Source organism: Flagellimonas sp., assembly GCF_965601775.1.
GTDB lineage: Bacteria > Bacteroidota > Bacteroidia > Flavobacteriales > Flavobacteriaceae > Flagellimonas.
In genome coordinates this window covers 2359095-2384489 of sequence record NZ_OZ271837.1, presented here as the reverse complement: position 1 = coordinate 2384489, position 25395 = coordinate 2359095, and the positions used below count along the sequence as shown (strand labels likewise).

The window sequence follows — 25395 nt, the reverse complement described above, 5'->3', positions numbered from 1 at the left end:
TGATGTTATTTTGTGTTGGTTACCAGATTTACTGCATTTCTTAGTTCATCCCAGGTACCGTTGAGTTCGTTTAAGAACAGATGTCCCGTTTCCGTGAGTGCATAATACTTTCGGGGAGGTCCGGAAGTGGACTCTTCCCAGCGATAATTCAGTAGTCCTGCATTCTTAAGTCTGGTCAATAAGGGATAAATGGTGCCTTCCACTACTAGCATCTTGGCATCTTTTAACGCTCCCAGAATTTCTGAAGCGTATTTATCACTATCCTTTAATATTGACAGAATACAGTACTCTAGAACCCCTTTTCGCATTTGCGCTTTTGTGTTTTCTATGTTCATATCGTCATGGTTCTATTTTGTTAACTGTTCGTTTTTTAATTGATGATTCAATTTGTTGTTGATTGATGATGATTTAATTGATGATTCGTTTTTTGATTGATAAATAAACTCCTTTATATACTTATTTGATGAATTTAATGGTCAACGGATATTTAAACGTTTGCCCTTCATTGGTTCTAATGGTTGCCAATATGGTATATACCACATTAATGATAACCAAACCTACATGCAATAAACCCGAAATACCTGCGGGCCAAAACAAGCGTCCAAATCTGAAGTCGTCACTGCTGATATGGATGTTTAGATTATTGAGATCACTTAGGCGATGAATTCCTAAAAAATTCCAATCGAAAAGGTCAGGCAGAAATCCGATAAAGAATGGTATGGTGATTAAGCTTACCACTACGGAGTACAACAACATGCTAATTTGAAAGTTAAGGGCCTGCTTTCCGTTATAGTCCACAAATTCATATTCTTTCTTATTGGCCGTCCATAAAATCAATGGAAATATGAAGTTGCCGAAAGGAATAAAGTACTTCGAAAAAGTGGAGGCATGTATGATTGCCGACAAATTTCTCTCATGTTTGGTTAATGTAGCTGCCATGTTTTTGATTGATGATTTTTAACAATTATATGGGTTTACCCATTAGCTTACGATGCAAATATATATCCAAAAGATGGTACTATGCAAAACAAAGTACTATAAATTAACATATTATTAACATTTATATCTCGAATTATTTTCCCTATTTTTAGCCTTCAAACAATTAAGATATGGCTGCGACTCCCAGTAAATTCAATACGTTTACTTTTTTTAAATTGCCATCAGCATGGTGGTGCGGGGTTCGACTTAAATATCTTGATGAGAAAAAAGCCGTTACCACGGTAAAGCATAAATGGGTGAATCAAAATCCTTTTAAAAGTATGTTTTGGGCGGTTCAAGGCATGGCTGCGGAGCTGAGCACGGGTGCTATGGTCATCGACCAAATTCAACAAAGTGGACGGAAAATATCCATGTTGGTTCAAAATAACAACGCCTATTTTGGAAAGAAAGCAACAGGTCGTATTACCTTCACCTGCGAGGACGGTCATTTGATTGCGGATGCCATCCAAAAAACCATCGAAACCGGAGAAGGCCAGAAATTTTGGATGAAATCGGTAGGCGTTAATGAAGAGGGTATTGAGGTTTCAACTTTTAACTTTGAATGGACTATCCGGCTAAAAAAATAGTTTGGCTTGTGACCTTTTAAAAACAAGTGTGTCTTAAAAAAAGAAACAAAATGGTGGGTTTCAGCGAACAAAGCATAAGAAAACCCATTTTTTTAGTAATTTCAGCATTAACTATACACTAATTAGAAATTAAACACCAAAATGGGAAAATTCGAAATTAAAACAGGAAGCTCAGGTAAAACCATGTTCAATCTTAAAGCAGGTAATGGGCAAGTAATATTGACCAGTCAAAGCTATGAGAGCAAGGATGGATGTAAAAATGGTATTGAGTCTGTAAAAAAGAATTCACAGGACGATGCGCGTTTTGATCGCAAGACGGCTAAAGATGGAAGCCCTTTCTTTACGCTTACGGCTACCAATGGTCAAATTATTGGAAAGAGTGAAATGTATTCTTCAAATGACGCCATGGAAAACGGAATAGCCTCTGTTAAGAAAAACGCTCCTGATGCTGACGTAGTGGATAACTCTTAAAATGTAATTCACTCCGAAAAGATAAAAGAGCAGCCCAAAGGGCTGTTTTTTTATTTTAGGGGTGTCGCAAGCCAATAAGACTGTAACAAAATATCGAATTAGCTCACCAATATATCGAATCTTAAAAATCAAAAAATGAACGCACACGAAATAGACTATGAAATTTATGGGGAAGAAATGCAATATGTCGAGATTGAACTCGACCCCCAAGAAGCAGTGGTAGCCGAAGCGGGAAGCTTTATGATGATGGACACCGACATTAAAATGGATACCATTTTTGGAGATGGTTCCGGTCAAGATTCTGGAGTATTGGGCAAATTGTTCTCAGCGGGTAAACGTTTGCTCACAGGGGAAAGTTTGTTTATGACGGCCTTTTTGAATGTGGGCCAAGGAAAAAAGCAAGTAAGCTTTGCTTCTCCCTATCCCGGAAAAATAGTTCCCATAGATTTATCTGAAATAGGCGGTAAGTTTATTTGCCAGAAAGATGCTTTTCTTTGTGCGGCCAAAGGTGTTTCTGTCGGGATTGAATTCTCGAAGAAATTGGGCCGCGGCCTGTTTGGAGGTGAAGGCTTTATCATGCAAAAGTTGGAGGGCGATGGTTTGGCCTTTGTACATGCAGGAGGCACCTTGGCGCGAAAAGAACTAGCTCCCGGCGAAGTACTCAAGGTAGATACCGGTTGTATTGTAGGTTTTGACCAAACCGTGAATTACGATATCGAATTTGTAGGAGGCATCAAGAATACTATTTTCGGGGGTGAAGGACTCTTTTTCGCAACCCTACGAGGACCAGGAACGGTATATGTGCAATCCTTACCCTTTAGCAGACTGGCTGGAAGAGTTTTGGCTGCTGTCCCAAGAGGTGGAAAAGATAAAGGGGAAGGAAGTATTTTGGGTGGCCTAGGCGATATGGTCATGGGGGATAATGGTTTCTAACAAACATAAAAAAGCACCATAGGTCAAGACCGACGGTGCTTTAAATCAAAATCAATTTAAAACCAAAATACTTGCTTTTCTATATCAATTGCAATCGACTGGTCCAGCATCGGTAATGATCCATCCATACGTGTTTTCCAAGATATCCCTAGCGGCCAATACCTCTGGAGTATTACAGTATTCGATACCCGAAGCATCGAGGATTACGCCGTTTTGGATATTTGGGGCTTGAGCAGCCCAACCAATCAAAGTTTGTGAATAATTTTCGGGAGACATTCCTGATGCTGAGAACAGCACCTCCATCGAAGTAATATTTTGGATATTCCAATTTCCTAAATTCTGGTCGAAGGAAGATGCAAAACGGAACATTCCGTTCATGCTATCTACACTCTCAGTGTTCCAAGTACTTAGTCCGTTTCCCTCAAACACATCCGCACCTCTAAATACATTGTTCATTGATGTTATGTTTTCAGTTTCCCAGTTACTCAAATCTCCATTAAAAGAACGAGCTTCGAAGAATAGATTATCAATATTTTGCACGTTTATTAAATTGGGTGTATCGGTCGCGTGATATTCCATGTTCACACATTCCTGAAAACCTGTCACAAGACTTGACCATTCGATATTCCCCCATTGTTCGATACTCATTAGTTTCTCGGAGAATGCATTATTGAGACTGGCTGCTTCACTCCTTGGAAAATCACCGATTATTGCTACGGTATAGGTTCCTGGATTTTCAAACACATGGGGAACAATATCATTTCCTATAAAACTAATAGCTTCCAAAGTACCGTCCCCCCAGTCTATCATAAAATCGTAAGTATCAAGGCCGATTGTAGTAGGAATTCTGATTTCTTCATTAGGATTTGTAGTTCGCCAAGTAGTAACATAAGGTGTAAGTTCATCGGCAAAAGAATCAGTTATGGTTAGATTTATCTGGGTTTGTAGTTCAAACTCACCATCACTTACCTGAATCGTGACCCCTAGGTTAGGCATCATTTCAAAATCCAAGTTTTGGCCATCAATGAGGCTTACAATTCCGTTACCATCAACCTCAAATAATGTGTTGTTGCCCAAAATATCGAAACTTAGGGTTTCATCACCATCAGGGTCTGATGCTACGATTTGAGCAATATTTACTACATGATTAATGGATTCCACTACTTCAATGTCTATCTGTTGGTCTTCCACCACAGGAGTTTCATTCACATTCTGGACTTGTATTCCAATTATATGGTCTGATTCATTTGTACCATCGCTTGTCCGCACAATTATCTCGTAGGAGTTGGGTTGTTGTTCAAAATCTAATAGCTGTCCATTGACTAGACTGATATTTCCTTCCCCTGTCATTTCAAAAACACCTTCGGCATCGTCAGTAAGTGTTAGGGTTACATTGGTTCCTTCCGGGTCTTCTGCCGTAAGCGTAGCAAAAACTTCAGTATCCGGAATGTTCTCATTGACATTGAAACTAGTAGGGCCTGTCAATACAGGAGCTTCGTTGACGTCCAATACGGTGATGGTCACCTCCTTTTGAGGCATGTTTTCACTGTCGCTTGCCTGTACGGTCAGAGTATACACTGGTTCTGCACCCTCAAAGGCCTCAAAGTCCAAACTCTGGCCTTCGGCCAAACTTAGGCCCCCAGTTTCGGGGTTGATCACAAACAAATCATAGGGATTTACAATAATCTCGTAGATTACAGAATCGCCGTCGGGGTCCTCCGCACTTACAGAACCAAAAGAATCTTCGGGAGTGCCTTCGCTCACTTCGAAATTGTAAGCTTCTTGGCCAAATACAGGAGATTCATTGACATTAATCAATCCAATACCTACATTGACGACTGCTGTTTCCCCTTTTTTGTCATCGGCGGTCACGGTAATGGTATGTTCAGGTACGGTATCAAAATCCAAGGTCTTATTCTCGGCCAGGCTAATGGTTCCAGTAGCGGGATCAATAGTAAAGAGATCATTGTCATTCGCACTGATACTGAACTCAATTTCATCATTTTCAGGGTCGGTGGCGGTTACTGCACCTAAAGGTGTATTAGGTAGAATATCCTCGTCTGGCATAAATTCAAAGGACTCTTTTTCAAAAACTGGAGGCTCATTTACATTGGTCACATTAACAGTCACCGTGGCTGAGGCCGTTGCATTTTCGGTATCTTTCACGGTAACGCTCAGCGCATAGGTTGTTGCGGCCTCAAAGTCCAAGTTTTGGTTTTCGGCCAAGCTTAGACTGCCATCTGACGAAAGTACAAATGGTGAATCGCCACTCAGGGCAAAGGAAAGCGCATCTCCATCTTCATCAGATGCACTGATGTCCCCAATCTTGCTGCCTGGGGCCACATCCTCTGCTGCGGACAGGGTTTGGGCCTCCATGGTAGGGGCATTGTTTTCAGGTTCAGGGGGAAGGGAAGGTTCATCGTCCTTGCCGCAGGACATGACAATCAATAGGAAAAGTACACAATGAAAAATCTTTTTGCAGCTCATTTTTTAAGCGTTTATAGTTAAAACTTCAAGATGCTACGAATTGATTTACAGCGGAGTAGGCAATTGATGAATTGGGTGTTTGAGTTGATGGTTGGGGAGTTGGGTGTCGGATGTCGGATGTCTGAAGTTTGATGCCCGAAGTCTGAGGTCTGATGATCGATGTCTGGGGTCTGGTGCTAGATGCTAGAGGCTCAGCTACGAATATTGTATGTTTGCTTTCCAAATCTTTATCTGCTTATGGAAGGCCTACCCAAATTCAAATTTGAGAAGTTGCATATATGGAAGGATGCCATGAAACTTGGCGAAGCGGTGGTCGGAATAGCCGATAACTTTCCTGACAAAGAAAGATTTAACTTGACCTCTCAAATATGTCGGGCGGTTGATTCTGTGGCATTAAATATCTCAGAAGGTTCCATAGTACAATCTAAGCCCGAATTCCGGAGGTTTTTGGGATATTCTGCTAGGTCATTGGCCGAGGTAGTTACCTGTTTGCACACAGCCAATCATAGAAAATATATCTCATCTACTAGTTTTTCAGCACTGTATGATGATTGTTTTAAGTTGATGAATATGATTATTGCTTTTAGAAATAAACTATAACTTCATCACCAAACACCAAACACCAAACACCAAACATCGAGCATTCAAAAACATGAACTTTAAAGAGCTCTTCGACTTCCTAGAACAATTACAGCAAAACAACACCAAAGAATGGATGGATGCCAATCGAAAATGGTATACCTCCCTTCGGAAAGATTTTATTCTCTGGTTGGACGATTTGGATTATACCATGGCCCAATTGGATGAGGATTATTACCCCACTCCGGGTAAAAAGGGGATAAATAGAATCAACAACAACCTTATGTTCCATCCCCATAAACCCATTTATAAGGACCATTTTGGAGCTGGATTAGACAAGGCACCCGGTTCTGCTGATTTTTATATTGAGGTAGGCGTAAAGCAATGCCTTTTGGCTGGAGGCTTTTGGAGACCAGAACCTAAAGTGTTGCGAAGCATTCGTGATGGGATCGACTACGACGGAGAAGAATTTCAAGCCATTTTGGATAAGCCAAAGTTTAAAGAACTATTCGGTGAACTTTACGAAGACGAAAGACTAAGAAATCCTCCCAAGGGATTTACCAAAGAACATCCCCATATCGAATTACTCAAGAACAAAACTTTTGCCGTCGTCCATGAATTGGACCAAGCAGAGGTGCTTCAACCTGATTTTAAGGAGAAAATAAAGGAGGTATACTTGGAAATGCTACCTTTTAGGCGATACTTGAATCAGGCCGTCTTTTTATAATTTCCAATAAATGTTATTATTTCCACCCGCTATGGATGATGGCATAAAAAATGATTTTCCAGATAAGTCTTCAAAAAATCTGTTGTTTTCAAATATTCGAAAACACGTAGACCTCGGTGCTGATGAGGAAAATTTGGTATTAGGTTTTTTCAATGTTACCCGTCGGCCTAGAAAGACACTTTTTTTGCAACAAGGGAACCTATGCAGAAGATTTTATTTTGTGCAGCAAGGCAGTGTAAGGGCTTTTCATACCAATTTAGAAGGCAAGGAATCAACTATAATGTTTGCTGTGGAAGATTGGTGGATTACCGATATGGGGGCTTTCTTGAATGAACAAGCAGCCAGTATTTCCCTAGAAACTTTGGATGACAGTTTGCTCTTTGAAATTGATTCAGAAGCTCTTGAGAAAATGCTCTTTACCTTACCTAAAATGGAGAAGTACTTCAGAATTTTGTATCAAAGAGCTTATGTGCGCGAGCAACAGCGAGTTTTAGATGCCATTTCCTGTCCCGTGGAAGAAAGATATCTCCGTTTTTTGGAAAAATATCCGAAAATCGTGAAAAAGGTCAGCCAAAAACAAATAGCCTCCTATTTGGGGGTGACCCCAGAATTTTTAAGCACGGTCAAAAACAGGATAGGGTCTTAAACTATCTTAAGAGTTTACCGCAAACAAATTTGTTTCTTTGGTAAAACGAAAGCGATGATGCTAATTATGATTGCCGGTCCGTATCGAAGTGGAACGGGGAATGACCCGGTTTTGATTCAGCAAAATATGGATAACCTGGAGGCGATGGCACTACCTATTTTTCGAAAAGGACATGTACCCATGATTGGTGAATGGGTGGCAAATCCATTGATGAAATTGGCGGGCTCTAAAGAAATAGGGGATGCAGTGTTTCAAGAACTGCAATATCCCACGGCCCATAGGCTGCTGACTAAGTGCGATGCTATTCTTCGTATTGAAGGAGCATCCAAGGGTGCAGACCAAGATGTTGAGGTTGCAAGGGAACTAGGATTGAAAATTTATTACGACTTGGACGAAATACCTGAAGCAAATGGGTAAAGTGCGGAATATTCGAAAAGAATTGCTTTCAGATAATTGGTACTCGCTGAACAAGGTAACCTTTGAGTATCAAAGGAAAGATGGGCAATGGGAAACCCAAATCCGTGAGGCTTACGATAGGGGCAATGGGGCGGTAATCCTGCTGTATAATACCAAAAAGCAAACCGTGGTGCTTACCCGTCAATTTCGAATGCCCACCTATTTGAATGGGAATACCGACGGAATGATGATTGAAGCCTGTGCTGGAATCTTGGAAAAGGGCAATGCCGAAGAAACCATTAAAATGGAAGTGGAAGAGGAGACCGGTTATCAAATAGACAAGGTCCAGAAAGTATTTGAATCCTATATGTCACCAGGTTCCGTAACCGAGATTTTACACTTTTTTATTGGGGAGTATGAAGACCATATGAAAGTGAGTGAAGGTGGTGGCGCTGAGGATGAAACTGAGAATATTGAAGTGCTGGAACTTCCTTTTACTCAAGCATGGCAGATGATGGTTACAGGAGAAATCCGTGATGCCAAGACTATTATGTTACTGCAATACGCCAAGTTGAATGGACTTTTTTCTTGAAGGTCCAAAGCTAAAGGTCCAAAGTCTAAAGTTCTGATATCTTATATCTGATGTCTGATGTCTGATGTCTGATATCCAAAGTCTGCTTGGAAATATCATATTTTTATAACATTTCTATCAAATAAATAAATCACGACTACATAACTATTTGATTTATAATTATTTACAAACACCTTGTTTTACTTCATTTTTTCCTTTTAAAACTCGGCGTAAGAAAGCTAAGTATTCAGCGTACAAAATTATAGCAACTGCTATAGCTGTATTTTCCAGTTGGATCAAGAGAGTTTTGGTTAACTCAGTTGCCAAATGCTCTAGTAGGGTTACACAACTGGGAATCTATAGGTTTATCGGTTGAAGAATCCGGTAACCTACTAGATACCAATGCTCAAGGTTGCGTTGCGATTTAGTTGTCGTGCTTTTTAAGTTGTTTTGTTTGATGGAACCGGGAGATTTTCTCGGTTCTATCTTTTTTGTGGGTACCTTGCAATAGGCAGAATGAAAATGGAAATCAAAAAAATTGGATTGGGAGGAGGGTGTCATTGGTGCACCGAGGCAGTTTTTTTATCGTTGAAGGATGTAATTCAGGTGGAACAGGGATTTATCAGCTCCAAAGAGGAATCCATATTTTCTGAAGCAGTTATTGTTTCATACAACAGCTCTAAAATTTCGTTGAAGGAACTAATAGAGATTCATTTGTATACCCATAAGAGTACTTCAAATCACTCCATGCGTGGTAAATACCGTTCTGCTGTTTACGCCTTCAACTCTGCCGATTTTGAAAAATCAAACAAAATATTGGATGAGTTAAATGTTGTATTCGATGAAAAGCTAATTACTCGAGTGTCTCATTTTGAAAGGTTTAAGCCTTCCGAGGAACAGTTCCACAACTATTACTATACGGATTCCAATAAACCATTTTGTACTACCTATATTACCCCCAAGCTTTCCTTGTTATTAAAAAAGTATGGTAAGTTTACGGATATCAAAAAAGTGGAAGCTAGTATTTCTCACGAAGAGATTCCAAAATAAGCTCGATTTCCTTTCTTACCGTTGAACTGGGTACTCGATAATGGTTGTTCATACTACTAAAAATTAGGATTTTACCCGATTTTGTCTTTAAATAACCGCTGAGGTTATAGGTGTTTCCCATTCCCCCCGATTTGGCGAAAACATATCTGGTTTCTCCGGGTTGGTTCCATTCCTCAATAGTTCCATTACCGTCCCAAGCAGGAAATAGCGGAAATAATTCCTCATGCGAAATTTCCTGATACATTCTGTGCAGAACATGAACCATGGATTCGGGTGTAAACAAATTATAGCGCGAAAGTCCTGAGCCATCTACCCATCTAGGTTGGTGATTCAAATCACTTAATTCGTTCTCAAGGATGTGTGTGATAACTTTTTTTGTACTTAAAGTATCTGAAAGTGTCCCAGAACTCATCAACAGCAGCTGTTCGGCCAAGAAATTATCACTTACGTACATCATTCTTTTGATGATGGAATCCGTTTCAAGTCCCATTAATATTTGCTTTTTCCCTGCGGGAAATTCTTTGGTCAATCCCACTTTTTTACTTAAAACATTCTCTAGCATCTTCTGGGTCAGATTTTTAGAGGTAATAAAAGGAATGCCAATAGTGTCTTTGCTGACTGGGTCAATGTGGAATTGATTGGAACGTTCTTCCCTTCGAAATGGATTGTCCTGAAAAAAGATACTGTCTTTGAAAATAGCGGGCACAATTCTTTTTTCATTTCCAGGATATGCGGTTAGCACATTTCCGTATAATGGAAAATCATTGTTTTCAGGAGAGAAATAGGTATCAAAATCCTCCCAAGCCCAACCAGGGCCATACCTCGATATTTCCTCCTGAGAAAGAAAAAGTGAAACGTTTTTGTGCTCTTTCAGGAAGGAAATTGCAGTGCTATCCTCAAAATAGGGGTGAAAGGTACCAGGATAACCGGTTCCCTTTACATATGTTGTATCATTTTTTAAAATGTATTCTAAAGCTGGTGCCTTTTGCGGAAGTAATTTTTTGGAAGCAAAGAGGGTGAAGATTTTGACATTACTTGCTGGGATAAAGTACTTATTTCCATTCGTGTTATGCAAAGTCTTACCCGAGTTCGCATCCATAACCACTAGCCCATGAAAGGAGGTTGTAAAAGGATGTTTTTGAGATACCGAAGAAAAATTCGATAAACGGGAAGAGGAGCAACCGGTGAAAAGCAAAATCGCCCAAAGGACCTGTAAAAACAATAGCTTACGTAGCTTTTGCCAGAATGATAATTTCAACTTTTGTTTAATGTTTAACACGAATTTATTCAATTTTTAACTGTGTTGTTTGCTTAAAAAGTGGCTTTTTTCTTAATTTTATCAAACAACCATTTAATTAAATAAGCGATTTTCCATGCCCAGAGCTATGTTAGATTACACCAAAACAGTCCTACAAAAGGTTAGTTTTGATGCGAAACTCTTTGCAAAAGAATTGAAAAAAGCGGTTTCTAGGTTATTGCCTAATGAAATTGAAGAGTTAAAAATCTGGTTACAACATTTTATTTCAGACAAGCCAGAATTACAACCCACATTACTACTTATAAAACACAACTAAAAAGAGCCGCTTAAAGCGGCTCTTTTCATTTTTCTTTATGCCAATTAGGCGCTAGCCAAGGGGCTTATGATTTTTACATCTTGAAATCGAATGGCACCTCGGACAATTCCAGATATGACATCCCGCAGAGCATCTGTAATCTGAATTTTTAGTTCACTTTTATGATATATCAAGCTAATTTCCCGGGCAGGATTCGGTTTGGCGAATTGTTTTAGTCTGTCCTTTTTTACCGCATCAAGTTCCAAGGTATTCAAATAGGGCAACAAAGTCATTCCCATACCTTCTTCAGCCAAGCTCACCAAAGTTTCAAAACTGCCACTTTCAATTTGAAACCGTTCTTCTTGCAGGTTTCTCGGGGATTTGCAAAGATTGATGACTCCATCCCTAAAGCAGTGCCCATCCTGCAACAAGAGAATATCGGAAACATCCAAATCCTCTGTGTTTAGGGTTTCTTTACCGGAAAGTCGATGGTTTTTGGGAACATAGCCCACAAAAGGTTCATAATAAAGCGGACGCTCCTTTATAAATTCAATTTCCAGGGGAGTTGCTGCAATAGCAGCATCTAAATGACCATCTAGAATATTTCGTATTAAGGTGTCCGTGGACTGCTCCTTAATAATCAGATTTACCTTGGGGTATTTCTTGATAAAGGTGTTCAGAAACATGGGGAGCAGGGTGGGCATTACCGTGGGAATAATGCCCAAAGTATAGTCTCCACCTATAAAACCCTTGTCTTGGTCCACAATATCCTTGATGCGTTCTGCTTCCGCAACTATGTTTTTGGCCTGGTCTATTATTTTTTTGCCTACTTCAGTAATGGAAATGGGCTTTTTACTTCGGTCGAAAATGAGCACGTCCAGTTCATCCTCAAGTTTTTGCACCTGCATACTTAGGGTAGGTTGGGTTACAAAGCTTTTTTCCGCAGCTTGAGTGAAATTCCGGTGCTCCGCAACAGCAAGGACATATTGTAATTGGGTTATGGTCATTAACTATAAGTTTTGAATATAAAAATATAAAAAACCATCAGTTATACCTATTGTTAAACAAAAAATAACATTTGCCCTAAGGTTTCCATGGTTATTACGAAATGAGACCGGGTGCCTAATTAATTTCCAAATCTTTATATTTAGTTCTGTAACCACCAAAAAAGGTAATGGCCAATACCGATATCAATGAATTAGTTGATTTTCTTAAAAGAGTCTCTTTTTTCTCGGAAGTGGATAAAGCCTCATTGGCACAACTGTGCCAGGACGCCCAAATTGAGAATTTCGGAAAAAGAGACTGCATTATTGAAAAGGGAGATATTGGCGATGGCATGTATGTGATTTTGCAAGGCACTGTAAAAGTACATGACCAAAACCATGTCTATGGCACCCTGTCTCCAACGGATTGTTTTGGGGAATACGCCCTAATTGACGAGGAACCTAGGTCAGCATCTGTGACTGCTCTCGAAGAAACTTCCCTCCTGAAAATTCGGCCAGAGGATTTTGTCAACCTAATTGCATCTGATAGAGGCTTTACTAAAGGGGTATTATCGGTATTGATAAAAAGGCATCGTGAATTGGATATTATTCAAGAGCGTTTGTCGGTTTCCAAAAAGGAAATTGAACTATCCAATTCTAAAATGTCTGGACTTATTGATGGCGCTATGGATGCAATCATCATGTTCGATAGTGCTTTTAAGATTGTTTTGACCAATGCTTCGGCAAATGGCATTTTGGAAAATGACGATGTTATTCAAAGAAACCTACTTTTCTTTTTGGATGAAACAAGTGCATCTATGCTCGAGTCTCTGGTCCAATCTTATTTGCAAGGAGAGGATAAAGGAATGGACACCTACTTGCCTTCAGCGGTAAAGGTTATTGGTTCCGACGAGACGGAAACCTTGAATGAAGGCACGATTAGCACATATGGAAGGGGAGAGGAACGCTTTTTCACTTTGATTCTTAGAAATATCGAGGATAAGGTTTTGGCCGAAAGGAAAATAAGTTCCCTTACCAGCCAAACGCAATATCTTCAGGAAGAAATCAAACAACTAACCCATAATTATGGAATCATTGCGCAAGACCCTATCATGGTCAAGGTGCTTGATTTGGTAGAACAGGTGGCAGCTACCGAAGCAACGGTACTCATTCAAGGTGAAACCGGAACAGGTAAAGAATTGGTGGCCCGGGCTATTCACAATGCTAGTACCCGAAATGACAAACCGCTAATTCGCATCAACTGTGGAGCAATTCCAGCAAATTTGATTGAAAGTGAATTGTTCGGCCATGAAAAAGGTGCTTTTACTGGGGCTACCGTGAGCAGAAAAGGAAGGTTTCTTCTAGCAGATGGTGGCACTATTTTTTTGGATGAAATAGGGGAGATGCCTTTGGACCTTCAACCCAAACTGCTCCGAGTGATACAAGAAGGGGAATTTGATCCCGTGGGAAGTTCAGACACCATTAAAGTAGATGTGCGAATCATAGCCGCAACCCATAGAAACTTATTGGAATTTTCCAAAACCGGAAAGTTTAGGGAAGACCTATATTATAGATTGAATGTATTTCCTATAGTCGTTCCTGCATTAAGGGATAGAGGTGATGATGTCCATTTAATTGCCAACAACATGGTGGAACAGCTGGCCAATAAGATGAACAAGGACATTGAGCCCCTGAACGATGAGGATAAAAAACTTTTTAAGGACTATAATTGGCCGGGTAATGTTCGGGAACTTCAAAATTTAATTGAGCGAGCCCTTATCGTTTCGCGCCAAGGTCGAGTAAATTGGCAAGCCATAATTCCAAATACATCTTTAAAGGAAACAAATCAAAAAGCTGCAGATTCCATTCGAATTTTGACATCGGAGGAATTGGTAACACTTGAAAAAGAGAATATCCTTAAAGCGTTACGCCATACAAACTGGAAAATTTCAGGAGAAAATGGGGCTGCAGCGCTACTACAAATGAAGCCTACCACGCTTACTTCAAAAATTAAGGCACTGGGTATCGTACGCCCGGTGTAATTCACGAAATTTCATAAATACACTCACGATATTTCGTTAATTCACGATTTATCGTTACTTCTTTTTAATATATATTTTAACATAATTAATTGAATATCAGTTTATTATGTTTTTTGGCACGCTGGATGCAACTATACTGGCAAACAATAAATAATCTTTTAAAAAACTAAAAAAATGATTACAACAGCAAACATTAAAAACGGAGTAAACGTAGATCAATTGGTAGACACTATCAATCATGTTCAAGAAGATCCTTCTTTGGCAAAATTCGAGTTTCGTGCTAAAACTAACTGGATTGATGGGGGACACTGTGTTACCAGTATTAAAGATTACTACGGAGTAGGTCAAGAGCACACAGAAAGAAGTAAGGAAGCTTTTACGATGGAGGCCGACCATGTAGAGGTTCTTCTAGGAAAAGATGAAGCACCAAATCCAGCCGAAACTGTATTGCACGCTCTTGGTTCATGTCTTACCGGAGCCATGGTTTACCACGCTGCCGCTAACGGAATCGAAATTGAAGGAATGGAATCTACTTTGGAAGGTGGATGTGATTTACACGGTTTCCTAGGTTTAGATCCTGAGGTAAGAAAGGGATTTAACGGAATCAATGTAAAATTCAAGGTAAAGTCTGATGCTTCTGAAGAGCAATTAAGAGCTTTATCACAATTCTCTCCTGTATTTGACATGCTTACCAACCCAACTCCAGTTACCATCGAGTTTGAAAAGTAAGATTACGATAAGCCGCCCTTTCAAAGGGCGGCTTATTTAATTTCTAAGTTCACTTTTAACCAACCTAATCCTTAACGTTCTATAAATGAACCCTCAGCATCCACAAATATTGAATGGTAACCAGGCAGTAGCTCATATGGCCTATAAAACCAATGAGGTTTGTGCCATTTATCCCATTACACCCGCTTCAGAAATGTCAGAATTGGTGGAAGCGTGGAGTGCTGAACAACACAAAAATATTTTTGGCGATGTTCCTTCCGTTTTTGAAATGCAAAGCGAGGGAGGTGTCGCAGGAGCCATGCACGGAGCATTACAAACCGGAGCATTGGCAACCACTTTTACGGCCTCACAAGGTCTTTTGTTGATGATACCCAACATGTACAAAATCGCTGCAGAGTTAACCCCGAACGTAATACATGTAGCTACACGTTCTTTGGCCACCCATGCATTATCTGTTTTTGGAGATCACAGTGATATTATGGCAGCTAGAAATACAGGATATGCCTTTTTAGGATCATGTTCAGTTCAAGAAGCTATGGATATGGCTTTGATTTCGCAGACCGCTTCCTTGGCATCCAGAGTACCTTTTGTACATTTTTTTGATGGATTCCGAACTTCACATGAATCTCAAACCGTTGAAATGATTTCAGACCAGGTCATTGACACCATGGTCGATTTAAAACAAATCACCGCTCACAGAAATAGAGCACTGAATCCAAATAATCCTGTAATTCGTGGAACTTCGCAGGGACCTGATGTGTTTTTTCAGAGTCGGGAAGCTGTAAATCCATTCTATAAAGCATGCCCAGCAATTGTTCAAACCGAAATGGACAAATTTTACGCTTTAACGGGTAGACAATACAGACTTTTCGATTATGTGGGCCATCCAGAGGCAGAACTACTAATTGTGGCAATGGCCTCTGCTACAGAAACTATCGAGAAGACGATACAAAAACTGAATGAAGATGGAGCACGAGTTGGGCTAATTAAAGTTCGTCTTTTTAGACCCTTCAGTTCAGAACATTTGATTCATAGCATTCCAAAGACCTGCAAAAGCATAGCCGTTTTAGACCGTACCAAAGAACCCGGTTCATCTGGTGAGCCTTTGTACTTGGATGTGCTACAATCCCTTTTTCAGGCAAGGGAGAAATTTGAAAAAATGCCAAATGTTGTGGGTGGGCGTTATGGACTGAGCTCCAAAGAGTTTACCCCTAATATGGTACATGCCATTGTGGAAAATCTAAAATTGGATGCCCCTAAAAATGGATTTACCATTGGGATAAAGGATGATATTACTAAGACAAGTCTGCCTATCGAAAAGGAGTTGGAAATCAATCAAAACTGCGAACAGCTGCTGATTTATGAAGCAAAGAGCTGTAACACCAACTATTGTTACAATCAGTTTTTAAAGCTCTTGGGGGACGACTCTAAAAACCATCTCCAAGGCTATATGGAAATCGACTATAGAAAGTCGAATGCCCGGAATGTATCCCACATTAGAATTGGAACAACGATCATTAATGCTCCTTATTTGATTTCCAATGCTGATGTGGTGGTTTGCGATTCCATTGACTTTGTTCAAGGGGATTCCGTTCTAGAAAACACCAAAGTATCGGGAAAGCTCCTAGTGCAATCCGATTTAAATCCAATAGCATTTTGGAATGCATTGTCATCTGATGTCCAAAAATGCATTCAGGAAAAAGAAATACAGCTGTATGTGTGGAATTCAAATTCTACAATTAAAGAGGTGCATATTAGCGGGAATGTTATTTCTTCACTTCATGCCTGTCATTTGATGTTGACCCACAGATTTTTCGGTAACCCTGCTTTGGAATGTTTGAGAAAAGGTCTTAAAAAGGTAGATACTTCAAATAAGATCTCAAAAAGCTCAGAATTAGCGGGTGATTCATTTTCTAAAACCCTTTTGGGTCAATTGTTGGCTCAGAAAGGGAATGAAATTCCAGTAAGCGCGTTGCCAGTAGATGGGACATTTGAAACCAATACGTCCATTTACAATCAAAGGGTAGAAGTTACCGAACTACCGATTTGGGATACTGATTTATGCACCCAGTGCGGCGCATGCAGTATGGCCTGTCCACAAGGTGCACTTCGCATTAAGGCATATGGGCCAGGACATTTGGAACAATCTCCAGAGGGGTTCCAGTCTATGGAGTTTGTTGAGGATATTGAAGGATTTGATTTACTGAACTATACGGTAAAAGTAAATCCTAACCAATGTACTTCTTGCAACAACTGTGTAGATGCATGCCCAGTAAAAGCGTTGTACACTTCAAAAAACAAGGCAGAAATCGAAAAAGAAAAGGAAAACTGGGACTTTTTTGAAACCATTCCAGAATTTGATAGAACCAAAATAGATGTTTCCGAAATTAGTCGGCAACAACTGCAGGAACCATTTTTTAAATATGCCATGGGAGTAGATGGCTGTGGCGAGGCACCCTATCTTAAACTGATTTCGCAATTATTCGGTGACCGAACTATTGTTGCTAATGCCACGGGAGCCAGTTCCATTTTTGGAGGAGCCCTGCCTACAACGCCATGGTCCAAAAATAAGGAGGGTAGAGGTCCAGCTTGGTCAAATTCTTTATTTGAAGATAATGCCGAGTTTGGCCTAGGGTTTCGGTTGTCTTTGGATCAACAAGAATTTCAGTCAAGAAATTTGCTTCAAAAGATGGAAACTTACCTAGACAAAGCTTTGGTACAAGACATTTTGAATGCAAAACAGGAAACCGAATCAGAAATAGCCCAACAAAGAACTCGAATTGAAGAATTAAGAAAAGTACTGGAAAAACTAAACACGACTGAGACAAAACTCCTTAAGGAGAATTTGGATTGCTTGGTGAAAAAGTGTGTTTGGATAGTAGGCGGTGATGGCTGGGCCTATGATATTGGATATGGTGGATTAGACCATGTTCTAGCCTCTGGTAAAAATGTAAACATTCTGGTTTTGGACAATGAGGTGTATTCCAATACTGGGGGACAAATGTCCAAAGCCACACCTTTGGGTGCATCCGCGAAGTTTGCAGCCAAGGGTAAAACCAAGCAGAAAAAGGATTTAGGCCTAATGGCCATGAACTATGAAGATGTTTATGTGGCCTCTGTGGCAATCGGAGCAAATCAAGAGCAAACCTTGCAGGCTTTTATTGAAGCAGAAAAGCATGATGGCCCCTCTTTGATTATAGCCTATTGCCATAGTCCTGCACATGGTATCGATATGAAACAACCTTCAAAATATCAAAAGGCGGCTGTGGAATCAGGGCAGTGGTTGCTGTATCGAAATGACCCAGAAAGAAAGGGGAAAGGATTAAATGAGCTGCAATTGGATTCTGAAGCTCCCACATTGCCCATTTCGGAATACTTGAGCATGGAAAAACGATTTGAAGGACTTTTTGAATGTGATTTTGAAACTTTTGAAAGAATAACCGCCCAAGCGCAAAATCAGGTCAACCAAAGATTTGCAAAATATAAGATGCTGGAATCCATGAAAATGGACACCTTACAGGAACATACGATTTAAGGATAACTAAAAAGAAATGCTATTTCTCATGCATCACCATCGTGGACTGCCAATTCTGGGGAGGACCCTCAGAAATATAGGTTTTGGCCTTTGAAACAAAATATTGGACGATGGTGTCTTTTGGATTTATACTCATAATCTTTTCAAATAGCTGAAGGGCATCTTCAAAGTTTTGGTCAAAAAACAGTTGAACCCCCTTATCATAATCTGGTTTGGTTTCCAATTTGAGACTCAAAATCTCTACACCATCCCCGTCTATACACTCATAAATTCCAATAGCCTTTTCCTTGCCTTTCACCTTTACCTTACCCAGATACCTAAAATTAAAGCCGCTGGTATCGCCTATACCTTTCAAGGTATTTTCGCTAATTATGATTTTGGCCCCGAAATGTTTGGTCATTCCTTCTACACGAGAGGCACTGTTGACCGTATCTGCAATTACGGCAGGGTCATTCCGTTGAGCATCACCAATAATACCCATTATTAAGGGACCTGTATGCAATCCCATACCAACGGAAATGGGAATGTAGCCTTTTTCCTTGACCCTTCTTTTATTGTAGAGGGCTAGTGTTCGTTGCATTTCAATAGCAGCATCCAGCGCGTTTTCCGATTTATGGGGAAACAAGGCCATGATTCCATCTCCCAAATACTGATTTACAAACCCATTATTTTCCTTGATTATAGGCCCCATTCGTCCTACATACGCATTGACAAATTTGAAGTTTTGTTCGGGTGTCATACTTTCTGCCAAAGAGGTATAATCCCGAATATCCGAAAACAGAACGGTTACATTCTTCTCAATATGGTCCCCAAGTTTAACATCTGTAATGGATTGCTTCCCTACAGATTTTACAAATTCCGATGGGACAAAACGGGATGTGGCCCTATGGATGGTGTTTAGGTTGATATGTGTTTTTATCCTACTGAGCAGCTCATTTTTTGAGATGGGTTTGGTCAAATAATCGTTGGCACCAGCGTTGAAACCCGTCACCAACTCATTGACTGTATTTTTTGCGGTCAAAAGAATTACCGGTAAATCACTGGCAATCTGTTTTTCCCTGATTTTTTCGCAGACTTCGTAACCTGACATTTCTGGCATCATTACATCCAACAATACCATATTGTAGAGCGTATCCCCATCCAACTCTTTTAATGCTTCTTTTCCAGAACTGACTTCGGTGACTTCATACCCGGCAAGGGTCAAATGATTTTCTAGGACCCTTCGGTTAATGGGCTCATCATCCACAATCAAAATTTTGGGCACTTCACTGCCTTTCAATTTGGTAGCTCCAGGAGGTGGCAATTTAATTTGATGGGATGATGTGCTTTGAACAAAGTCCGTCATGGCTAATCCCTTAGATTCATAATCTTTTCGAGTTGTAGCGCTGAGAGGAAGGGTAAAGGTAAAAATGGAACCTTTTCCTTTTTCTGAAGTTACTTCAATGGCACCTCCGTGCAACTCGACCAACTGTTTGGTGACGGAAAGTCCGAGACCTGTTCCGCCAAATTCACGTTGCACTGACCCGTCACCCTGTTCAAAAGAATTGAAGATAGTATCGATTTTCTCCGATGGAATCCCAATGCCCGTATCCGTGACGGAAAAGTGCAGGGTATCGTCTTTTACCTCAGAAAGTACGGTAACATAGCCTTTTTGAGTAAATTTTATGGCATTTCCTATGAGATTATGCATAATCTGCTGCAACCGATTTTCATCGGCATCCACCAAAGGCACTTCTTTAGGGATAGAATTGATAAGTTTTAATTTTTTGTCTTCTATCAAAGGATGGGAAAGTCGAAGAACTATCGTGGATAGGGCGTGCATGTCAACTGGACGTATGGACAATTCTAAATCCTTGTTTTTCAATTTTGAAAAATCCAAAATATCATTTACAAGGTGCGAAAGTCGTTTTCCACTGTTGGCTATCATGTCCAAGTTCTCCAAAGCAGCTTTTGGAAGTTCTCCGGCAATGCCGTCTTTTAAGGATTCGGTCAGTCCAATAATACCAACCAATGGGGTTCGAAGCTCATGGGAGGTATTAGCGAGAAACTCGTCCTTAAGCTGATCAACCTTTTGGAGTTCGGCCACCCGTTGTTTTTCAATTTCTGTTCTTTTTTGGGCATCATCAATTTCTCTTTTCTTCTCCTCTTCCGCTAGTTTTATCCTTTGATTGTGTTTATACCTGTTGAAGGCAAAATAGGTGAACAACAGCAGAACTATGGCTGTTCCTATAATGATATTGCGTAAAGTTTTTTGTTGCTCAAGCCTGAGCCCCGTTATTTCAGCATCTTTTTCCAGAGCTGCTATGGCATTCTGTTTTTTCTCCGTATCAAACCTCACCTGAAGCTCCTCAATTTGTTTTGACCGGGAAACATTGAAAAGACTGTCTTTTATGGCTATGAACTTATTTTTGAACTCCAAGGATTTTTTATAATCCCCGGTCTGTTCATACAAGAGAGAGAGTTTATTATAATTGTCCTTTAGCTCGGATTTCGCACCTATCTCCTCAGTAATTTGAACAGCTGTATTGAGACTTTGTCTGGCCTTATCGAATTGCTTCAATTGAAGATTGATGTTTCCAATTTCGGAATGGCTCATCGCCAGTTCGCGCTTCAGGCCAAGTTTCTCCCTTAATTTCAAAGCTTGACTGTGGTAGATCAAAGCATTGGAATAATCTTTTTGAAACCCGTATACCTTACCCAAAGCTTCAAAATCGTAGGCCATTCCCCATTCACTATTTGTCTCCCGATCTAAATCCAAGGCCTGATTAAAATGTTGTAGGGCCATATCATATTGCTCCAACTGCATATGGGTATCTCCAATGTTATAAAGGCAGTTGGCAATTTCTGTCTTGTCTCCAAGGTCACGAAAGATGCTTAATGCGCGATTGTAGAACTCCATGGCATCCAGTTTTTTGCCAGTCTTTTTGACAATCTCACCCATGGCATTTAAGGTGAAGGCTATGCTAAAGGGGTCATCTTTTTCTTCATAGATTTTGAGAATGGTATAATAGATTTCCAAGCTTTTATCAAAATTCCCTAGGTCATCCAGTATCAAGGCTTTTTGGTATAGACCATTCGCCATTGAAAATGGTTCTTTCTTGGTTTGATCAAATTCCAGATAGGCATCAATGTATTTTATGGCTTCAGGGTAATTCCCTTGCTGTCTTTCCAGAACGGCATATTGGTATTGAGCTAAAGATTTACCCCAAGGTAAATCAGCCCTTTCACTGATGATATAAAAGCTATCAATATGTTTTTTAGCTAGGTCAGAATCCCAACGGTTATTGAGGTATTGCCAAGAAATATCTTTTAGAACCATGACCCTTGAGGAGTCGGTCGAAGCGGTTTTGAAACGTTTTTGTAAACTATCTATCGCAGCTGTTTGTCCTTTTATCGAAATGGAAAAAAGGCACATAAGAAAAACTATGTGAAACAAAGTTTTGATGAGATTGGTTTAAAGCGGTTGACAAACAGTAATTTAAATGTAAGGTTTAAACTGTAAAACGCAAAAAAAGCGTACCCTAGGCACGCTTTTTTATATGTTCTGATAAAGACTTTGAGTTAGAATCGAATATTAAACTCCAAGTCTTCTGCTGCCACTTCAAATTTGGCGTCAACGAAGTTTGGAGGCCCAAAGCTCATTTCGTTTCCGGACATACCATAGCTTTCTTTGGGCATTCCATTGGACTGATAATCCATTCTGTTATTTGCGTTCTCATCATGCAGGGCCATAATGGCATAAGTTCCTGGAGCTACATTTTCAAAGGTCAAAGTGACTTTTCCATTTTCAATGGTACTTTCAAGATTTTGGACTCCAGGACCTTTCATAAAAGTATCCGTGGTGTGAAGAGATACCATGACTTTACCATTGTCATTCAAGACATTGTCTATGGTTACGGTGATGTCGGCTCCATCCGCATTTTGAGCTTGGGCTTGGCTTAAGAAGTTTACAAGTAAAAAGGCTAGGGCTAATGCTACAGTTTTCATGATTTCAAATTTTTGTTGTTAATGATGGTCCAAAGATTCGCACATTTCAAATGGATACAAATCAAGACTAACCGAATTGTAATATTTGACGCCTGAATTGTAATCGAAATTTTTCTTTTCAATTCAGTATTGTATTTCAACAACTCGGTAAATCGTATTGGAGAACCCAAAAGGCGTGTTTCAAATTTGTTTCATCAAATAACGAACAGCCATGAAAAACTTTATCTTACCTTTTTTGGTTCTCTTAAATATAAATTTAGTAATTGGGCAAGCAATAATCTCTGGAAAAGTAACCGATGCCAAACAGAATCCTATTGTGGGTGCCAATGTGTATTTAGAGGGGACCTATGATGGTGCATCAACAACAGAAAATGGAAATTTTAGCTTTGAAACTTTTGAAGAAGGTACCCAAACCTTGGTCATTTCCATGATAAGCTACGAACCACATTATGAAGTAGGGGATATCACGTACCTCGACGGACTTACCATTCAATTAAAGGAAGCGGTTAATGCATTAACTGGAGTGACCCTGACCGCTGGAACCTTTGAAGCGGGTGATAATTCCAAAGTATCAGCTTTAAAACCTTTGGATATTGTAACCACAGCAGGTGCTGTTGGAGATTTTGTAGCGGCATTGCAAACTTTACCGGGCACGACTTCAGTAAACGAGGATGGTCGACTTTTTGTTAGGGGTGGTGATGCTAATGAAACCCAGGTTTTTATAGATGGATTACGGGTGTTTCAGCCATTTAACGCCACTCCAAATAACATCCCAACCCGTGCACGATTTTCCCCGTTCTTGTTTAAAGGGATTACGTTTAGCACAGGGGGATATCCAGCAGAATATGGCCAAGCCTTGTCCAGCGTAATTCTATTGAACACTACGGATTTACCGGATCAGGACAAAACAGATATCTCCATAATGTCTGTGGGTGGGGGAGTAGGCCACACCAAAATTTGGGGCAAGACCTCCTTGAGTTTGAATACTTCCTATGTGAATCTTTCCCCCTATGAAGCATTGATTCCTTCCACACAGGGAATTCGTTGGAACAGTCCTTATGAATCCATTGGGGGAGAAGCTGTTTTCCGGTATATAGGGGACAAAAGCAAGTTTAAGATGTATACCGGGTTTAACCGGGCCAATTTGGACATAGAGCAGGAGGATATCAATTTTGATGATTTTGTTCGATTTCGGTTGACCAATGGCAATCTGTACTTCAATACCTCATACAAGCATTTTTTTGAAAGCGATTGGACCCTTACTTCGGGCGCCGCCATATCTTGGGATACAAATGATATTGGATTCCAAGAGAATTTAGTGGATGCCAATGAAACTGCATCCCATCTCAAACTCAAAGTACAAAAAGGGTTCAGTAGCCGTTTTAATGTAAGTTTCGGCACGGAGTTCTTTTTTAAGGATTATAAAGAAACTTTTTCTGATAATGCCGGATTTGAAATAGATAATAATTTCAATGACCGCCTTTGGGCAGGTTTTGCGGAGACCGATATCTTTTTTAGCAATCGGTTAGCCATGAAGCTTGGGCTGCGTGGGGAGCGGAGCAGTGTTATAGATTCTTATACATTGTCTCCTAGGGTTTCACTGGCCTATAAAACGGGTGAAAAAGGACAATTTTCACTAGCCTATGGTGATTTCTATCAAAACCCTCTGAATGAAGTGTTGCGTTTCAATCCACAGCTCGAAAGCGAAAAGACATCCCACTATATTTTCAATTATCAGTATTTGAATAATGGAAAGACCTTTAGGGCGGAGGCCTATTACAAAGATTATGACGCTTTGGTAAAGTTTGACTCCGAATTGCCTCTGTTCAATTCTGAATTCTCCAACTCCGGTTCGGGTTACGCAACTGGTCTGGATGTCTTTTGGAGGGATAACAAAACCATAGACAATTTGGATTATTGGGTTTCCTATTCCTTCTTGGATACGGAAAGGGACTATCGAAATTTTCGGGATAGGGCCACGCCTAATTTTGCTCCCACTCACAATCTTTCCGTAGTAACCAAATACTGGGTGAATGATTTACGCTCTCAGATTGGCCTTTCATACTTCTTTAATTCAGGAAGGCCATATTACAATCCAAATACCGAGGAATTTCTAGCGGAAAAAACCCGTTCTTTCAACAACATCAGTTTAAGCTGGTCCTATCTTATAGACCAACAGAAAATTCTATTTATTTCCGTAAACAACGTGTTGGGGTTCCAGAATATCAATAACTACCAGTATGCTAACACGCCAAATATGAATGGAGTGTTTGATAGAAGAGCCCTTACTCCGGCTGCGGACAGTTTCTTATTCGTCGGTTTCTTCTGGACCATTAGTACCGATGGTAAAAGTAACCAACTGGATAATCTGTAATAGAAATAACTATGCAGTGGAATACACCATTTGAATATCACAACGCTCGTAAGGGGAAACGTAACCTTTGATTTCTACAAAACCCAGTTTTCGGTATAGTTTAAGCGCTGGGGCCAGCTTGGTGTTACTCTCCAGATAGACTGTAGAAGCCCCAAATTCTTTTGCTTTTTCTAAGAGATGCTTCCCCAAAAGAAAGCCAATACCTTGACCTTGTTCCTCAGGGGATACTCCCATTTTGGCCAATTCATAATCATAGTTGGAGTCCTTCATCTTGATTAGGGCACAAACGCCGACAACGGTATTTCCTTTCAGCGCTATAGCAATGTATCCACCCTTGTCCAAAATGTATTCTTTAGGGTTATCCAAAGCGAGATAATCCATGCGTTCCATCTTGAAATACTTTGAAATCCAAGCCACATTTAGATTTCTAAAAGCCGAGGCGTATTCCATTTCAAAGGGTACAATTTGAATCTCTTCAGTAAACATCAAAGGGAGTTTGTAATGGTTTCAAAGTTCTTAATAAAGGTTTAAATGGCAAAGACAGTTTATTTTGGAACACGATTTTGAATACAACAAGATGCTTGATGATGAATTTTAGGAAAATGTCAATTTCAAGAGTGTTAATTAATTGCGGTTCATCGATAAAATTGGGTTTTTACCGAAAAAATAAATAGTATTACAATAAAATTAGTCCAAAATCTCTTAGAAGAAGTCCCAAACTTACGAATGAGAAAACAACGACACAACATACCTGCTCCCCCAGGTCC

At 40.0% G+C, this 25395-nt stretch carries 21 protein-coding genes; 13 read left to right on the top strand and 8 right to left on the bottom strand.

Going from position 1 to position 25395, the window contains the following annotated elements; translation table 11 throughout:
• Positions 1–5 precede the first annotated feature (5 nt).
• Together ACSLUF_RS10955 and ACSLUF_RS10950 are read right to left on the bottom strand one after the other, a co-directional pair.
• Positions 6–335, bottom strand: coding sequence for a PadR family transcriptional regulator (locus ACSLUF_RS10955; RefSeq protein WP_435622825.1), 330 nt, complete (start codon positions 333–335; stop codon positions 6–8).
• A 121-nt stretch (positions 336–456) separates the two neighbouring features.
• Positions 457–939, bottom strand: coding sequence for a DUF4870 domain-containing protein (locus ACSLUF_RS10950; protein WP_435622824.1), 483 nt, complete (start codon positions 937–939; stop codon positions 457–459).
• Positions 940–1109: 170 nt separating this feature from the next.
• Here ACSLUF_RS10950 and ACSLUF_RS10945 point away from each other — a divergent pair, with 170 nt between their 5' ends.
• The 3 genes from ACSLUF_RS10945 (at position 1110) to ACSLUF_RS10935 (ending at position 2969) form a co-directional block, all read left to right on the top strand.
• Positions 1110–1565 carry a DUF4442 domain-containing protein gene (locus tag ACSLUF_RS10945; protein ID WP_435622823.1) on the top strand — a complete coding sequence of 152 codons (456 nt, stop codon included), beginning with the start codon at positions 1110–1112 and terminating at the stop codon, positions 1563–1565.
• 141 nt (positions 1566–1706) lie between these two features.
• The gene (locus tag ACSLUF_RS10940; protein ID WP_435622822.1) at positions 1707–2036 is read left to right on the top strand and encodes a YegP family protein; all 330 of its coding nucleotides are present in this window, start codon (positions 1707–1709) and stop codon (positions 2034–2036) included.
• 135 nt (positions 2037–2171) lie between these two features.
• Positions 2172–2969 (top strand): TIGR00266 family protein, encoded by a 798-nt coding sequence (locus ACSLUF_RS10935; RefSeq protein ID WP_435622821.1) that lies wholly within the window; start codon positions 2172–2174, stop codon positions 2967–2969.
• An 84-nt stretch (positions 2970–3053) separates the two neighbouring features.
• Here the strand turns inward: ACSLUF_RS10935 and ACSLUF_RS10930 are convergent, their stop codons facing one another.
• Entirely contained in the window at positions 3054–5456 is a 2403-nt protein-coding gene (locus ACSLUF_RS10930; protein WP_435622820.1) for a cadherin domain-containing protein, read from the bottom strand.
• A 237-nt stretch (positions 5457–5693) separates the two neighbouring features.
• Between ACSLUF_RS10930 and ACSLUF_RS10925 the strand changes: the two genes are divergently transcribed.
• The 6 genes from ACSLUF_RS10925 to ACSLUF_RS10900 all read left to right on the top strand — a co-directional run bounded on the left by ACSLUF_RS10925 (position 5694) and on the right by ACSLUF_RS10900 (position 9425).
• Positions 5694–6056 carry a four helix bundle protein gene (locus ACSLUF_RS10925; RefSeq protein WP_435622819.1) on the top strand — a complete coding sequence of 121 codons (363 nt, stop codon included), beginning with the start codon at positions 5694–5696 and terminating at the stop codon, positions 6054–6056.
• 52 nt (positions 6057–6108) lie between these two features.
• Positions 6109–6762 (top strand): DUF2461 domain-containing protein, encoded by a 654-nt coding sequence (locus tag ACSLUF_RS10920; protein ID WP_435622818.1) that lies wholly within the window; start codon positions 6109–6111, stop codon positions 6760–6762.
• A 10-nt stretch (positions 6763–6772) separates the two neighbouring features.
• Positions 6773–7408, top strand: a complete 636-nt coding sequence (locus ACSLUF_RS10915) for a Crp/Fnr family transcriptional regulator (RefSeq protein ID WP_435622817.1) — start codon at positions 6773–6775, stop codon at positions 7406–7408.
• 54 nt (positions 7409–7462) lie between these two features.
• The gene (locus ACSLUF_RS10910) at positions 7463–7825 is read left to right on the top strand and encodes a DUF4406 domain-containing protein (protein WP_435622816.1); all 363 of its coding nucleotides are present in this window, start codon (positions 7463–7465) and stop codon (positions 7823–7825) included.
• Complete coding sequence (gene nudK, locus ACSLUF_RS10905) at positions 7818–8396, top strand: GDP-mannose pyrophosphatase NudK (protein ID WP_435622815.1); 579 nt, start codon at positions 7818–7820, stop codon at positions 8394–8396. Before ACSLUF_RS10910 ends, nudK begins: the two co-directional genes overlap by 8 nt.
• Positions 8397–8897: 501 nt before the next feature.
• The gene (locus ACSLUF_RS10900; protein WP_435622814.1) at positions 8898–9425 is read left to right on the top strand and encodes a peptide-methionine (S)-S-oxide reductase; all 528 of its coding nucleotides are present in this window, start codon (positions 8898–8900) and stop codon (positions 9423–9425) included.
• Here ACSLUF_RS10900 and ACSLUF_RS10895 read toward each other — a convergent pair.
• Complete coding sequence (locus ACSLUF_RS10895) at positions 9394–10683, bottom strand: D-alanyl-D-alanine carboxypeptidase (RefSeq protein ID WP_435622813.1); 1290 nt, start codon at positions 10681–10683, stop codon at positions 9394–9396. The genes ACSLUF_RS10900 and ACSLUF_RS10895 overlap by 32 nt on opposite strands.
• A 360-nt stretch (positions 10684–11043) precedes the next feature.
• On the bottom strand, positions 11044–11985 hold the full coding sequence (locus tag ACSLUF_RS10890; RefSeq protein ID WP_435622812.1) for a LysR substrate-binding domain-containing protein: 942 nt from the start codon (positions 11983–11985) through the stop codon (positions 11044–11046).
• Between the two features lie 167 nt (positions 11986–12152).
• Here ACSLUF_RS10890 and ACSLUF_RS10885 point away from each other — a divergent pair, with 167 nt between their 5' ends.
• From ACSLUF_RS10885 to ACSLUF_RS10875, 3 genes are all read left to right on the top strand, one after another.
• The gene (locus ACSLUF_RS10885) at positions 12153–14003 is read left to right on the top strand and encodes a sigma 54-interacting transcriptional regulator (RefSeq protein WP_435622811.1); all 1851 of its coding nucleotides are present in this window, start codon (positions 12153–12155) and stop codon (positions 14001–14003) included.
• A 174-nt stretch (positions 14004–14177) separates the two neighbouring features.
• Positions 14178–14732: an OsmC family protein gene (locus ACSLUF_RS10880; RefSeq protein WP_435622810.1), complete on the top strand. Its 555-nt coding sequence runs from the start codon at positions 14178–14180 to the stop codon at positions 14730–14732.
• Between the two features lie 85 nt (positions 14733–14817).
• Entirely contained in the window at positions 14818–18267 is a 3450-nt protein-coding gene (locus ACSLUF_RS10875) for a 4Fe-4S binding protein (RefSeq protein WP_435622809.1), read from the top strand.
• Between the two features lie 19 nt (positions 18268–18286).
• On the opposite strand, the gene ACSLUF_RS10870 is transcribed toward ACSLUF_RS10875, so the two are convergent.
• Positions 18287–21682, bottom strand: coding sequence for a tetratricopeptide repeat protein (locus ACSLUF_RS10870; protein WP_435622808.1), 3396 nt, complete (start codon positions 21680–21682; stop codon positions 18287–18289).
• A 146-nt stretch (positions 21683–21828) separates the two neighbouring features.
• Entirely contained in the window at positions 21829–22254 is a 426-nt protein-coding gene (locus ACSLUF_RS10865) for a DUF2141 domain-containing protein (RefSeq protein WP_435622807.1), read from the bottom strand.
• 211 nt (positions 22255–22465) lie between these two features.
• On the opposite strand from ACSLUF_RS10865, the gene ACSLUF_RS10860 reads away from it, so the two are divergent.
• The gene (locus tag ACSLUF_RS10860; protein ID WP_435622806.1) at positions 22466–24628 is read left to right on the top strand and encodes a TonB-dependent receptor; all 2163 of its coding nucleotides are present in this window, start codon (positions 22466–22468) and stop codon (positions 24626–24628) included.
• A gap of 9 nt (positions 24629–24637) precedes the next feature.
• On the opposite strand, the gene ACSLUF_RS10855 is transcribed toward ACSLUF_RS10860, so the two are convergent.
• Complete coding sequence (locus ACSLUF_RS10855; RefSeq protein ID WP_435622805.1) at positions 24638–25114, bottom strand: GNAT family N-acetyltransferase; 477 nt, start codon at positions 25112–25114, stop codon at positions 24638–24640.
• Positions 25115–25395: the final 281 nt, after the last annotated feature.